This window comes from Streptococcus suis (genome assembly GCF_017601095.1).
Lineage (GTDB): Bacteria > Bacillota > Bacilli > Lactobacillales > Streptococcaceae > Streptococcus > Streptococcus suis_Z.
On the sequence record NZ_JAGFUX010000009.1, the window covers coordinates 69466 to 81330 of the forward strand.

The 11865-nt window shown below is 42.5% G+C and carries 12 protein-coding genes and 1 rRNA gene; 11 read left to right on the forward strand and 2 right to left on the reverse strand.

The features are described from left to right. Positions 1-3 precede the first annotated feature (3 nt). The 7 genes from J5566_RS08440 (at position 4) to J5566_RS08470 (ending at position 7062) form a co-directional block, all read left to right on the forward strand. Entirely contained in the window at positions 4-741 is a 738-nt protein-coding gene (locus J5566_RS08440) for a Stp1/IreP family PP2C-type Ser/Thr phosphatase (protein ID WP_208562921.1), read from the forward strand. After that, positions 741-2747 carry a Stk1 family PASTA domain-containing Ser/Thr kinase gene (gene pknB, locus J5566_RS08445; protein ID WP_208562922.1) on the forward strand — a complete coding sequence of 669 codons (2007 nt, stop codon included), beginning with the start codon at positions 741-743 and terminating at the stop codon, positions 2745-2747. Before J5566_RS08440 ends, pknB begins: the two co-directional genes overlap by 1 nt. Positions 2748-2897: 150 nt before the next feature. Continuing rightward, positions 2898-3593 carry a cell wall-active antibiotics response protein LiaF gene (liaF, locus tag J5566_RS08450; RefSeq protein WP_208562923.1) on the forward strand — a complete coding sequence of 232 codons (696 nt, stop codon included), beginning with the start codon at positions 2898-2900 and terminating at the stop codon, positions 3591-3593. Beyond that, a complete protein-coding gene (locus J5566_RS08455; protein WP_432215593.1) occupies positions 3593-4594 on the forward strand; it encodes a sensor histidine kinase in 1002 nt (333 codons plus the stop codon). Before liaF ends, J5566_RS08455 begins: the two co-directional genes overlap by 1 nt. Then, positions 4581-5222 (forward strand): response regulator transcription factor, encoded by a 642-nt coding sequence (locus tag J5566_RS08460; RefSeq protein ID WP_158455590.1) that lies wholly within the window; start codon positions 4581-4583, stop codon positions 5220-5222. The genes J5566_RS08455 and J5566_RS08460 overlap by 14 nt, the downstream gene beginning before the upstream one ends. A gap of 72 nt (positions 5223-5294) precedes the next feature. Next, positions 5295-6695 carry a bifunctional Cof-type HAD-IIB family hydrolase/peptidylprolyl isomerase gene (locus J5566_RS08465; RefSeq protein ID WP_208562925.1) on the forward strand — a complete coding sequence of 467 codons (1401 nt, stop codon included), beginning with the start codon at positions 5295-5297 and terminating at the stop codon, positions 6693-6695. Between the two features lies 1 nt (position 6696). Then, the gene (locus J5566_RS08470; protein ID WP_208562926.1) at positions 6697-7062 is read left to right on the forward strand and encodes a S1 RNA-binding domain-containing protein; all 366 of its coding nucleotides are present in this window, start codon (positions 6697-6699) and stop codon (positions 7060-7062) included. A gap of 10 nt (positions 7063-7072) precedes the next feature. Here the strand turns inward: J5566_RS08470 and cysK are convergent, their stop codons facing one another. Beyond that, complete coding sequence (gene cysK, locus J5566_RS08475; RefSeq protein ID WP_208562927.1) at positions 7073-7999, reverse strand: cysteine synthase A; 927 nt, start codon at positions 7997-7999, stop codon at positions 7073-7075. Positions 8000-8087: 88 nt separating this feature from the next. Further along, positions 8088-8720, reverse strand: a complete 633-nt coding sequence (locus tag J5566_RS08480) for a YigZ family protein (RefSeq protein WP_208562928.1) — start codon at positions 8718-8720, stop codon at positions 8088-8090. Positions 8721-8777: 57 nt separating this feature from the next. Between J5566_RS08480 and J5566_RS08485 the strand changes: the two genes are divergently transcribed. From J5566_RS08485 to J5566_RS08500, 4 genes are all read left to right on the forward strand, one after another. Next, complete coding sequence (locus tag J5566_RS08485) at positions 8778-10082, forward strand: DEAD/DEAH box helicase (RefSeq protein ID WP_208562929.1); 1305 nt, start codon at positions 8778-8780, stop codon at positions 10080-10082. Continuing rightward, complete coding sequence (locus J5566_RS08490) at positions 10060-10725, forward strand: ComF family protein (protein WP_208562930.1); 666 nt, start codon at positions 10060-10062, stop codon at positions 10723-10725. The genes J5566_RS08485 and J5566_RS08490 overlap by 23 nt, the downstream gene beginning before the upstream one ends. Positions 10726-10799: 74 nt before the next feature. Further along, positions 10800-11339: a ribosome hibernation-promoting factor, HPF/YfiA family gene (gene hpf / locus J5566_RS08495; RefSeq protein ID WP_158455578.1), complete on the forward strand. Its 540-nt coding sequence runs from the start codon at positions 10800-10802 to the stop codon at positions 11337-11339. A 336-nt stretch (positions 11340-11675) separates the two neighbouring features. After that, positions 11676-11865, forward strand: a 16S ribosomal RNA gene (locus tag J5566_RS08500); the annotation flags it as partial.

Below are 11865 nucleotides of genomic sequence, written 5' to 3' on the forward strand. Positions count from 1 at the left end.
TATATGAAGATTAGTTTGTTAACAGATGTTGGTCAAAAAAGATCCAACAACCAAGATTACGTCAACCGTTATACTAACCGAGCTGGAGTTGACTTGATCCTCCTTGCAGATGGAATGGGCGGTCACCGCGCTGGGCATATTGCCAGCGAAATGACGGTTACAGACCTTGGAACTCTCTGGGTCGATTCCCATATCAATCACTTAAATGATGTGAGAGAATGGTTTGTCCAAGTTTTGGAAGAGGAAAACCAGAAAATCCATCAGTTGGGTTTACAAGAAGAATACAAAGGAATGGGTACTACCTTAGAAGCGGTAGTTGTCATTGAAAATCAGATGATTTATGCCCATATTGGCGATTCACGTATTGGTCTTGTCCGTGGAGAAGAGTACCAACGCCTGACAAATGACCATTCTCTTGTAGGTGCCTTGGTACGTGCTGGTCAGATTACTGAGGAAGAGGCGCAACGCCATCCTCAGAAAAACTTTGTGACCCAATCGATTGGCCAACAAGAACCAATAGAGCCAGATATTGGCCTCAAAACCTTGGAAATTGGTGACTATGTTGTCATTAATAGTGACGGCTTGACCAATATGGTTTCAACAGAAGATATTCGAGACATTGTACTTAGCGACGTTTCATTAGATAGCAAGGCAGAAACCCTGATTCGTTTTGCAAATAATGCAGGAGGTTTAGACAATATCACCGTAGCTCTTCTTCAGATTACGGAGGGTAGTTGGTAATGATTCAAATTGGTAAAATCTATGCTGGGCGGTATCGTATTGTCAAGCAGATTGGCCGAGGAGGAATGGCAGATGTCTATATGGCACGTGATTTGATCCTGGACGGAGAAGAAGTAGCTGTAAAAGTTCTTCGCACCAACTACCAGACAGATCAAATTGCTATCCAACGTTTCCAGCGGGAAGCGCGTTCTATGGCTGAACTGGATCATCCCAATATTGTCCGCATTACTGACATCGGCGAAGAAGATGGGCAACAATATCTAGCAATGGAATATGTCAATGGACTGGATTTGAAAAAGTACATCAAGGATTTTGCTCCTTTGTCTAATGATGATGCAGTTCGAATTATGGGCCAGATTCTGCTTGCTATGCGTATGGCGCATACCCGTGGGATTGTCCATCGTGACTTGAAACCCCAAAATGTCTTGTTGACCGAAGAGGGAACCGCAAAGGTGACGGATTTTGGGATTGCAGTTGCCTTTGCGGAAACTAGCTTGACCCAGACCAACTCCATGTTAGGCTCAGTTCACTACCTCTCTCCAGAACAGGCTCGGGGTTCGAAAGCAACCGTTCAAAGTGACATCTATGCCATGGGGATTATCCTCTTTGAGATGTTGACTGGTCGGATTCCTTACGATGGAGATAGTGCGGTTACGATTGCCCTCCAGCATTTCCAAAAGCCATTGCCGTCGGTTCGGGAAGAAAATCCAGCCGTACCACAGGCCTTAGAAAATGTTGTGATGAAAGCAACTGCGAAAAAACTATCTGACCGCTACAAGTCCGTGGCAGAGATGTATGCAGACTTGGCTTCGGCCCTTTCTTATGAACGCCGAAATGAAGCTAAAGTGATTTTGGATGACAACAAAGTTGATACAAAAACCCTTCCTAAACTAGCTCAAGTCAATCCAGAAGCAACGAAGTTGAGTAAAAAACAGGCTAAACAAGAAGCTAAGAAGGAAAAAGTTGCAGCCAAAAGCAAGCCGAAACCTGCTCCACTTCCAAAGACGCAGAAAAAGCGGAGGGGTATGCGTACCCGTTACAAGGTCTTGCTTGGTTCCATTTTTTTGATGATGGCTGGTTTAATTGCCATCCTCTATAATACACCTGCAACAGTCCAAGTTCCAGATGTTACAGGTCAGACTTTGGAAGTTGCGAAAGAAAAAATTGAAACAGCAGGTCTCTTAGTTGGAAATGTAACTAGTGAGGCCTCAACTGAAGTACCAGAAGGCTCTGTAATTCGGACCAATCCAGCTGCCAATAGCTCAAAGAGAGAAGGATCGACAGTTGATATTGTTGTGGCGGTTGAAGAGGCAATTAACATTCCGGATTTGGTCGGAAAAGATTCAGAGACTGCCCAGGCCGAACTAGAGAACCTCGGTTTTGAAGTTGTCTTGGAAGAAGACTACAGTGATACTGTTTCGGCAGGTAAGGTTATTAAAACCAGTCCTGATGCCAATACCTCTCAACAAAAAGGAGCAACAGTTACTGTGACTGTTTCTAAAGGAGTAGAACCAGTCGAAGTTCCAGATGTGACAGGAAAATCGCTATCAGAAGCGACCCAATTGCTCAAATCAGCAGGTTTGATTGTCGGAACGACGACAGAAGAGTTTAACGATCAAGTTGAATCTGGATATGTGATTAGCTCAGATCCGGTTGCAACAACGACCCTGGAAAAAGGTACATCCGTTAACTTAGTTATATCGAAAGGTCAAGCAGCAGTAATGCCAGACTTTGGGGTGTTGCAAGTTAGCTATGCGGAGGCCAGAAGACAACTGCAAGCCCTGGGAGTTGATGTTACAACTATTGAAAAATTTGCTGACAATGCCTATACTTCTACGACAGGAGATTTGGTTGTCGGACAATCTCCAGGAGCAGGAGAATCCATCACTGGAACTGTGACGCTCTATGTCACGGTTGCTTCGTCAAGTAGTTCATCAACAAGCTCTACTGGAACAACAACTCCCACAAATAGTTCAAGTTCGACATCTACTTCAAGTAGCCAATAAAATATACATGAGGTTGGGTAAGCCCAGCCTCACTTTTTATATAGGCTATCCCTTCGAATGGCAACACCAAGCTTTAACATTCACCAATTCCATCTTAGGATGGATGACATTCAGTCGGTTTTTGGTACAATAAGAAGGAAAGGGAAAACTATGCGCAAAGTTCAATTTTTTCTATTGGTAGAATCGATCATCTTTACCCTAGCCTTTTTTGACGTATTGGCTAGCCAACAAGCCCGCAGTTTGCTTTTTATGGCATTTGTTATCTTGGGCTTGTGGTATCTTTTGGGGCGTCGGCAAGGAAATATCCTCCTCTTAACAGGGATTTACTTGATTTTTTTGGTTTTTTTGCTCAACCCCTTCTTTATTTTAGGGATTATTCTACTTATTGTTTACATTTTTTTCAATTTTTTCTCTCGTTACCAAAAGCAAAACCAATACACCCATTTGGTTTTTGAAGATACGGCTTTGGCAGTCAAACGGGATAAAAATCTCTGGTTTGGAAACCAAGACCATCACTATGATCAATTCGGATACAAAGATATTAATATGATCCGACTCTTTGGAAATGATGTGATAGACCTGGATGAAACTGTCTTGACAGGGCGAGACAACATTTTTGTTGTTCGCAAAACATTTGGAAAAACCAAGATTATCGTACCAATCGATGTGGAAGTTTCCCTGTCGGCATCCAGTATCTATGGCAGTGTTCGATTTATGGGACAACCTCAGCTAGATTTGCGAAATGAAAATGTTTCCTTATCCAGTCCCAATTATTTGCAATCGCATAAGCGGATAAAAATCGTTGTCAATTCGATTTTGGGTGATGTGGAGGTGGTAAGCGTATGATGAAAGCAGGTCGTCTCCTCCTCTACGTTTGGTATGCTATCCTCTTGGTTCTTGTTGTATTGGCAGCTATTTTCCCCCTTCTAGAACACCCTCTCATGGATGTCACTTTTTGGGTTGAAACAGATCAACTTGTTTTCACCATTGTCATCCTCATCATCGTCCTGTCAATATTTCTTTGGATTTTTGTTCAATCTTCGGTCTTGCTTGCAACCCGCTCCATGCGCCAAAAAATGAAGTTGATTTTGCAAAACAAACCCGTTTTTTCACAGGCGGAAGAAGAGGAAGAATTAGTAGCCTTGTCTGAAAAAGTCCGCATGTTGACCCGTCAAGTACAGCTAGTTGATAATTTGGATTTGGTGAAACGAGAGGAGATTGTTGAAGGGGAACGTAAACGGATTGCCCGAGAATTACATGATACAGTCAGTCAGGAATTGTTCGCAAGCTCTATGATACTATCAGGGATTGCAGGAAATCTGACCAGTATAGATGCAGCAACTCTGCAGACCCAATTAGTCTCAGTCAAGGAAATGTTGGAATCAGCTCAGAAAGATTTGCGCATCTTGCTTCTCCATTTACGTCCAAGTGAGTTGGACGGTCGTAATCTGGTTGACGGATTTGAATTGATTTTACGCGAAGTTGAAGATAAGAGTTCTATTCAAGTCCATTTTCAGCACCAGGTGGACCAATTACCCAAGGCGATTGAAGACCATCTCTTCCGAATTGCCCAAGAAATTATCAGCAACGCCCTTCGTCATGCCAAGGCCCAGCATTTGGATGTGTTTCTCATTCAGAAGGAAGCAGAGCTACAACTGAAAATTACAGACGATGGCATCGGAATGCAGGTAGAGCAAGAAGAAGAGGTCAGCTATGGGCTGAAAAATATTCAGGAACGAGTAGAAGATATGGCAGGAACTATCAAAATACGGACAGCGCCTCAAAAAGGTGTTTCCCTTGATATCCGTATTCCCTTATTGAAAGGAAAAGAACATGAAGAAGATTAGTGTGCTCTTGGTTGATGACCACCAGATGGTTAGACTGGGATTGAAAAGTTATCTCAATCTGCAAGCCAATGTAGAAGTGATTGCAGAAGCTGAAGATGGACAAGAAGGACTGGAAAAAGCCCTGAGCCTTCGTCCAGATGTTATTTTGATGGATTTGGTCATGCCCAAGATGACGGGAGTGGAAGCAACGCTTGAGATTCTTTCTCAGTGGAAGGAAGCCAAAATTGTAATCCTGACGTCTTACCTAGATAACGCCAAGATCTATCCAGTCCTAGAAGCTGGGGCAAGAGGCTACATGTTGAAAACATCGAGTGCGGATGAGATATTGCGGGCGATTGAAAAAGTAGCAGACGGTCAATTTGCCATTGAAACGGAAGTAGAGAAGAAAGTTGAAGATCAAAAACGCCACCCAAATCTCCATGATGATCTGACAGCGCGTGAACGGGAAATTCTTTCTTTATTAGCCAAGGGTTACGATAATCAGCGCATAGCCGATGAATCTTTTATCTCCCTCAAAACCGTTAAAACCCATGTTTCCAATATTCTTTCCAAATTGGAAGTTAGTGACCGGACGCAAGCAGTAGTTTATGCCTTTCAACATGGCCTAGTAGCGCAAGATGCAGAATAGTGGTATAATGGGAAAATATGATAATTTTCCCATTTTTTGGTCAAATATAGACCCTTGGAAGGACGGAAACAGATGGATGCAAAATTAAAATACAGAGCAAAAAAGATTAAAATTATTTTCTTCGATATTGACGATACCTTGCGCATCAAAGATACAGGCTACATGCCCGAGTCGATTCGACAGGTGTTTGCTTCTTTGAAGAAAAAGGGGATTCTGACTGGAATTGCTTCTGGTCGTGCCATTTACGGCCTGGTTCCTGAAATCAAGGCCTTGGAACCTGATTATTTTGCCATGATCAACGGTTCCTACGTTGTAGATGCCAAGGGGAATTTTCTTCGTAAGGCAGTCATGTCCAAAGAGCTGATTCAAGAAGCCTTGGATTGGATGGCATGTCAAGGAGTCGATTACGGTATGATGGGTGGCGAGTCAGCTGCCATTTCTACACGGGATCAGCGAATTAGCGCTGCCATTGATCCAATTTATGAAAATCTCCCAACGGACCCTGATTTTTACAAGGAAGAGGATGTCTATCAACTGATTACCTTTGAACAAACTGGTAAGGAAGTTCAATTGCCCGAGAACCTACAAGACCGTTTGCGTAGTGTGCGTTGGCATGAGATTTCATCTGATATCGTCTTGCATTCAGCTTCAAAAGCGGCAGGGGTTGCGGCTGTTGTTGAAAAATTGGGTTTGAAACCAGAAAATGTCCTCGTTTTCGGTGATGGGCTAAACGATTTGGAAGTCTTTGATTATGCAGGTATCAGTATTGCAATGGGAGATTCGCATCCTGAATTGCAGAAAAAAGCAGATTATATTACAAAAAAAGTAGAAGAAGATGGCATCTTTGATGCCTTGGAGAAATTAGGAATGGTTGAGAAAGAAAAAACATATCCCCAATTAAATCTGGCAACAGCAGAGGGACCGGTTGCGACGATTCATACCAATCATGGTGACTTGCGAATCCAGCTCTTCCCGGAACAAGCGCCCAAGACTGTTGCGAACTTTGTAGCCCTTGCCAAGGATGGATACTATGATGGCGTCATCTTCCACCGTATCATTCAAGATTTCATGATTCAAGGAGGTGACCCAACCGGAACAGGTATGGGTGGTGAGTCCATCTATGGGGAATCATTTGAAGATGAATTTTCAATGGAAGTCTACAACCTCCGTGGAGCCTTATCAATGGCGAATGCTGGACCAAATACAAACGGCAGCCAATTCTTTATTGTACAAGCTGACAAAGCACCATACGCCAAAAAAGAATTGGAACGTGGTGGTTGGCCAGCGGAAATTGCAGCAGCCTATGCCGAACAGGGCGGGACACCACATTTGGACCAACGCCATACTGTTTTTGGCCACCTTGTTGACCAAGAATCATTTGAGGTTTTGGATGCAATTGCAAATGTCGAAACTGGTTCGATGGATAAACCAGTGGAAGATGTAGTCATTCTTGGAGTTGAAATCGAGGACTAATATGAAAATCGGAGACAAAATAGCAGGCAAGGTGACAGGCATTCAACCCTATGGTGCCTTTGTCGAATTAGAAGATGGGACAAGCGGCTTGATCCACATTTCAGAAATTAAGACTGGGTTTGTCGATAATATCTATGAACAAGTCTCCTTGGGTCAAGAAGTATTGGTACAGGTAGTGGACTTAGATGAGTACACGGGTAAGGCAAGTCTTTCCATCCGAACCCTGGAAGAGGAAAAACAGAAAATTCCACGCCATCATCGGTTCACCAGTGACCGCCATAAGACAGGTTTTGCTCCCTTGGGGCAAGCCCTGCCTGGCTGGGTCAAAGAATCAGTTGCATTTTTAAAAGAAAAAAAGAAGGGGTGACCTTCTTTTTTTATGCTTCAAAATCATAGAGTGCTGTTGAAAGATAGCGCTCACCGTTATCGGCTAAAATAGCTAATACTTTTTTGCCTGCACCCAGTTCTTTTGCGACTTCAATTGCTGCATGGATGGCTGCACCTGAAGAAATACCTACCAAGAACCCTTCCTGGCCACCGATTGCACGTCCTGTTGCAAGTGCATCGTCAGACTTGACACGAATGATGCCATCGTAAGCGGTTGTGTCTAAGGTTTCCGGAATAAAGCCGGCTGAAATTCCTTGTATTTTGTGTGGTCCAGGTGCTTCCCCAGAGAGTACGGCAGATTCATCCGCTTCAACTGCGTAGATTGCAATATTTGGATTTGCTGCCTTCAAAACATGGGATATGCCAGAGACAGTTCCACCAGTACCAACACCAGAAACGAAAGCATCTAGGCCAGTTGGACCAAAGTCTTTCAAAATTTCTTGCCCTGTTGTATCCTCGTGAACTTTTGGATTGGATGGATTAGCGAATTGGAAGGGCACCCAGCCATTTTGTTCTTCAGCAATTTCTTTTGCTTTCGCGATAGCTCCCTTCATCCCTTCGCTCCCTGGTGTAAGAACCAACTCCGCACCGTAGGCTTGGATGATTTTGCGGCGTTCCACACTCATGGTTTCAGGCATGACGATGATTACCTTGTAGCCTTTGGCAGCCCCAACCCAAGCTAAACCGATACCAGTATTGCCGCTGGTAGGTTCCACGATGGTGTCACCAGGCTTGATGATCCCAGTCTTTTCCGCATCTTCAATCATAGCTAAAGCGATGCGGTCTTTAACTGATGAGCCAGGGTTGAAAGCTTCCAGCTTTACATAGACCTCAGCAGCACCTTCAGGCACTAGGGAGTTGAGTTTGATGATTGGGGTGTTTCCGACTAATTGGGTAATTGATTGGTAAATGGCCATAGGGCACCTCCACTTGAATTTGCTTCTATTATAAGAAGAAATTTAGCTCATGTAAAATATAAAAAAGCTATCACTTTGATAGCTTTTTTTAATGAATCGGAATTTCAACCACCCTAGGCTCAGCTACTTGACCAGTAACTTTACCATGATAAAATTCGGTCAAGCTAGCAAGAACAGGCTCAACTGCTTGTTTATCAACGAAGATGAGGGTGTCTACACCTGTATTAAATTGGGTGTCGAACTCTTCTAGTTGCCATTCCGCTCGCCAGTTAGCAAATTCCTGGTATTGGGCATAGGTCAGAGCAATGGCAATCCCTTCCAGCTCCTTGACTTCAACCATCCCGATTTCTTTGACTGCCTTTGCCACAGCTCCAGCGTATGCACGAATAAGGCCTCCAGCACCCAGTTTGATACCGCCGAAATAGCGGGTCACAACCGCCACCACATTGGTCAGCTGGTGATTTTCTAAAACGGTCAGCATTGGAACGCCAGCAGTTCCAGACGGCTCCCCGTCATCCGAGGACCGTTTGATTTCCATATTTTCCCCAAGGATAAAAGCAGAGCAGTTGTGGTTGGCCTTGTAATGCTCTTTCTTGATCGCGTTGATAAAGGTGCGTGCCTCTTCCTCGCTGGTCACCCGTTTCATAAAACAAATAAAGCGAGATTTTTTGATTTCCTCTTCGGCAATTCCGTCGGCTTTGATAGTCTTAAATTCTTTCATATAAAAATTGTACGATTTTTTTTCTCTCTTGACAAGATGGTTTACGAATCAATAAGTATGAGAGATGATAACAAGTACGGTAGATGGTTTACGCAAGATCAATTAACAAGAGAAGAAATGGCCCTAGCAAGAAAACTAGAGCAAACTACTAGTCCAAAGACATGTCAGCGATGTGGAACAGACTATGAAGAAATAGGTCGATTGCCAAATCAAGCCTATTATTGTAGAGCTTGCATCTTGTTGGGGAGGCTACGTTCTGATCAAGCCTTGTATTATTTTCCGCAAAAAAGATTTCCTGAACAATCCTACCTAAACTGGCAAGGGCAATTGTCCCCTTGGCAGGAAAAGATTTCAACTGCCCTTCAAAAACAAGTTGAAAATGGACGGCCAAGCCTGGTACATGCGGTTACAGGAGCAGGAAAGACAGAGATGATATACCAGACCATCGACAATGTTTTGAAACAGGGTGGGGCAGTTTGTTTAGCCAGTCCGCGTGTAGATGTTTGTATTGAACTTTTTCAGCGACTTCAAAAAGACTTTACTTGTCCGATTAGCCTTCTGCACGGAGACTCAGCTGACTATTTTCGGACACCTTTGGTCATTGCTACCACACATCAATTGCTAAAATTTTACCAAGCTTTTGATTTATTGATAATCGATGAAGTCGATGCCTTTCCCTATGTAGATAACCCCATTCTTTACCAGGCGGTTGACAATGCGCTCAAAGAAAACGGGGTAAGAGTATTTTTGACGGCAACTGCAACAGATCGGCTTGACAAGATGGTCAGGAATGGGCAACTGGAAAGGCTTAGTTTACCAAGAAGATTTCATGGAAATCCCTTGGTTATCCCGACACCGATTTGGCTCAGTGGCCTTGAATCTTCTATTAAAAAAGCTTGTCTACCATCTAAACTGATGAAAGCTATTGTGAAGCAACAGGCGACAGGATATCCTTTGCTATTGTTTGTTGCTGAGATTGAAAGAGGCCGACAGGTTCAGGAAATCCTTGAGATGGAGTTTGGAAAAGGGAGTGTAGGCTGTGTTTCTAGTCAAACCAGTGACCGGCTAGACCAAGTCCAAGCCTTTCGAGAGGGAAAGATTAGTATTCTTATCTCTACTACGATTTTAGAAAGAGGAGTCACCTTTCCAGGAGTAGATGTTTTTGTATTAGAATCCCATCATCATATATTTACAAAATCCAGTCTCGTCCAAATTTCAGGAAGGGTTGGACGTAGTATGAATAGGCCAGATGGACTACTGTACTTTTTTCATAATGGAATAACTAGGGCCATCCAATTAGCAATCAAAGAAATTCAAGAAATGAATAAGGAGGCCAAAGATGGTCAACTGCCTTCTCTGTGATCAGTCTATTTCAACAAAAGAAAGTTTCCTAAATATCTTTAGCTTTGCAAAAAGCCAGGCAAGAACTTGTCCAACCTGCATGGCGCAATTTGAGAAAATTGGTCAGAAACATTGTCCAAGTTGCTACAAATACAACGAAGAAAAAGAATGCGAAAATTGTTTGTACTGGCAAAAACAAGGCTTGCCAGCAGATCATATGGCGCTATTTCAGTATAACCAAGCGATGGCCAGCTATTTTTCACGCTATAAGTTTTTTGGTGATTATGCTTTAAGAAAAGTTTTTTCTACAGAACTTAAACAAATAGGTAGGGAATGGAAGGACTGGCAGCTAGTCCCCATTCCCCTCAGTCAAAAAAGTCTTGAAGAAAGGGGATTTAATCAAGTTGAGGCCCTGCTAGAGGAAGCTGGTTTAACCTATTACAACCTATTAGAGAAGAAAGAAACTGTCAAACAATCCAGTCTCAGCCGAAAGGAAAGACTTAAAACACAACAACCATTTTGCTTAATATCAGAAAAAATACCAGCTGAAAAGATTATTTTAATTGATGATATTTATACAACTGGCCAGACCATTCAACACGCTAGGAAAATTCTTTTGAAAGCAGGAGCGAAAACAGTCAAAAGTTTTTCAATCGCTCGTTAGGAAACGCTTGCATTTTTGGAATAATATGATATAATAATAGTGAACAAAGGCAATAGCCTAGAAAGAGGTACAATATGATTAAATATAGTATTCGTGGAGAAAACCTTGAAGTTACAGATGCCTTGAAAGACTACGTAGAAGACAAAGTCGCAAAAATTGAAAAATATTTCAATGAAGATCAAGAACTAGATGCGAAAGTCAATTTGAAAGTATACCGAGACAAACGTGCTAAAGTCGAAGTTACTATTCTATTAGGCAGCATTACATTGCGTGCAGAAGACGTATCTCAAGAAATGTATGGCTCAATTGACCTAGTAGTTGATAAGATTGAACGCCAAATCCGTCGCAACAAGACAAAAATTGAGCGCAAACATCGTCAAAAGATTTCAACAAGCCAAGTCTTCTCAGACGAATTCACAGACCAAGAAGTTGAAGAAGTAAAAGTAGTACGTACCAAGCAGATTGATTTGAAGCCAATGGATTTGGAAGAAGCAATCTTACAGTTAGAATTACTTGGGCATGACTTCTTTATCTACACAGATGCAAATGACGGAACAACAAATCTTCTATATAAGAGGGAAGATGGCGACCTAGGATTACTTGAAGTAAAATAAAGTCGATGAGACAGGTTTCATACCTGTCTCATTTTTTCTGAAAAATATTAAAAAAACTCTTGACAATGGCCAGTTCAGGTGATAGAATAAATGAGTTGTCTCTTGAAGGCGTTAATAGAAATGAAACGAAAAAAAGTTTCAAAAAAGTGTTGACAAGCTTCACAAGAAATGATAAACTAAGATAGTTGTCGTGAGAGAGTGATAACGCACAAGACCTTTGAAAATTAAAGAAGACGAACCAAACGTGCAGGGTGATTTATCTAAGGATAAATCGTCAATGACAAAACAAAACAATAAAACGGAAAGCTAGCAATAGCTTGAGTTTGAATCAAAACTTTTAATGAGAGTTTGATCCTGGCTCAGGACGAACGCTGGCGGCGTGCCTAATACATGCAAGTGGAACGCATGATTGATACCGGAGCTTGCTCCATCATTAATCATGAGTCGCGAACGGGTGAGTAACGCGTAGGTAACCTGCCTCATAGCGGGGGATAACTATTGGAAACGATAGCTAATACCGCATAAC

What these genes read in the sequence shown, in the direction of transcription:
- J5566_RS08480 (WP_208562928.1), bottom strand. Translation starts at nt 8,720, where the DNA reads ATGAAAGAATTTAAGACTATCAAAGCCGACGGAATTGCCGAAGAGGAA.
- J5566_RS08490 (WP_208562930.1), top strand. Translation starts at nt 10,060, where the DNA reads ATGGTCAACTGCCTTCTCTGTGATCAGTCTATTTCAACAAAAGAAAGT.
- hpf (WP_158455578.1), top strand. Translation starts at nt 10,800, where the DNA reads ATGATTAAATATAGTATTCGTGGAGAAAACCTTGAAGTTACAGATGCC.
- J5566_RS08470 (WP_208562926.1), top strand. Translation starts at nt 6,697, where the DNA reads ATGAAAATCGGAGACAAAATAGCAGGCAAGGTGACAGGCATTCAACCC.
- J5566_RS08455 (WP_432215593.1), top strand. Translation starts at nt 3,593, where the DNA reads ATGAAAGCAGGTCGTCTCCTCCTCTACGTTTGGTATGCTATCCTCTTG.
- J5566_RS08460 (WP_158455590.1), top strand. Translation starts at nt 4,581, where the DNA reads ATGAAGAAGATTAGTGTGCTCTTGGTTGATGACCACCAGATGGTTAGA.
- J5566_RS08465 (WP_208562925.1), top strand. Translation starts at nt 5,295, where the DNA reads ATGGATGCAAAATTAAAATACAGAGCAAAAAAGATTAAAATTATTTTC.
- liaF (WP_208562923.1), top strand. Translation starts at nt 2,898, where the DNA reads ATGCGCAAAGTTCAATTTTTTCTATTGGTAGAATCGATCATCTTTACC.
- J5566_RS08485 (WP_208562929.1), top strand. Translation starts at nt 8,778, where the DNA reads ATGAGAGATGATAACAAGTACGGTAGATGGTTTACGCAAGATCAATTA.
- pknB (WP_208562922.1), top strand. Translation starts at nt 741, where the DNA reads ATGATTCAAATTGGTAAAATCTATGCTGGGCGGTATCGTATTGTCAAG.
- cysK (WP_208562927.1), bottom strand. Translation starts at nt 7,999, where the DNA reads ATGGCCATTTACCAATCAATTACCCAATTAGTCGGAAACACCCCAATC.
- J5566_RS08440 (WP_208562921.1), top strand. Translation starts at nt 4, where the DNA reads ATGAAGATTAGTTTGTTAACAGATGTTGGTCAAAAAAGATCCAACAAC.